The organism is Microbacterium deminutum (genome assembly GCF_039530205.1).
GTDB lineage: Bacteria > Actinomycetota > Actinomycetes > Actinomycetales > Microbacteriaceae > Microbacterium > Microbacterium deminutum.
Genome location: NZ_BAAAOG010000023.1, coordinates 1 through 1,305, shown reverse-complemented (window position 1 = coordinate 1,305; position 1,305 = coordinate 1). Strand labels below are relative to the sequence as shown.

General features: G+C 65.4%; 1 protein-coding gene. It reads right to left on the bottom strand.

Annotated features, from left to right (window positions below; all coding sequences use genetic code 11):
* Window positions 1-50: 50 nt before the first annotated feature.
* Entirely contained in the window at window positions 51-1,229 is a 1,179-nt protein-coding gene (locus tag ABD212_RS18955; protein WP_344097778.1) for an IS481 family transposase, read from the bottom strand.
* Window positions 1,230-1,305 lie beyond the last annotated feature (76 nt).

The following is a 1,305-nucleotide window of genomic DNA, read 5'->3' as shown; positions in this document are numbered from 1 at the left end:
TGTGATGAGTCGCGACATAGGAGTCATCTGAGTCGCGACATAGGTGACATTCAACGAGAGCCCGGCCATCGGCCGGGCTCTCGTTGTTGGTTGCGCCAGTAGGTTTTGTCGGGGTCGATGTGGTGGGTGGCGATGATCTCGCCGGTGTCGAGGTGGACGACGGTGATGGTGTGTTCGTCGGCGAGGGCGAGGATGCGTTTGCCGGCGTGGGTGATGCCGATGCCGAGGTGGTGCATTCGGCCGGCTCTGCGGAAGCTCATCTTTCCTGCGGGGTCGACGTGGTCGTAGCGGAGCCGGTAGTGGGTGGTGTCGGTGGTGCCGGCTGGTGTTGCTTTCGGTGTTCCTGTGTAGGCGGCGATCGGTGTGTTGCCCTCCAGCGCGCGGTGCGGACGGTGTTGGTTGTAGTGCTCTCGGAACTGGTCGAGCTGGGTTTGCAGCTGCGAGCGGGTAACCGGTCGGGGTCGGTGGGAGAGCCATCGTTTCAAGGTCTGGTGGAATCTCTCGATCTTCCCCTGGGTCTGCGGGTGGTTCGGGGTGCCGTTCTTCTGGGTGATGTTCAGCGCGGCCAGGACGTATTCGAACGCGTTGCGTCCGCCGCCGTGGCGGGCGGTGTAGACGCGGCCGTTGTCGGTGAGCGTCGACGCCGGGGGCCCGTAATCGTCCACGCAAGCCAGGAAGGCGGTCACCACGTCGTCGCCGGTTACCGGCTGGTGGACCGTGCACGACAGCAGGTAGCGGGAATGGTCGTCGAGCCAGTTCAAGATCTCCACGTCGCTGCCGTCGGCGAGGCGCCAGTGGGTGAAGTCGGACTGCCAGGTCTCGTTGGGTTGGGCGGCTTCGAACCGGATGTAGGAGGAGCGGGGACGTTTCCGCGGCTCCGGGGTGATCAGACCAGCCTGGTGCAGGATGCGGCGGATCGTGGACACGGACGGTGCGTGCAGCCCTTCCTGCTGCAGGTGCCAGCCGATCGTGACGGGACCGGCGTCCAGTCCGGCCGCGGTCAGCGCGCCGCGCAGCACGATGATTCGCTCCCGCACCCGGTCGGTTGTGGCCTGCGGGCTGGTCAACGGCGCCCTCGACCGCGGCTCGAGCCCCTCGAGCCCCTGCTCGCGATACCGGGCAAGCAACTTATGCAGATACGGCCGGCTCAACCCATACTCGGCCGCCGCGGCCGTGACCGTGAACTCTCCAGAGATGATCTTCAACACGACGACCCGATGCTTCGACACGACCCAGACTGTCGCCTATGACGCGACTCACGTGTCGCCTATCACCTGTCGCCTATGTCGCGAACCCAGACACCCT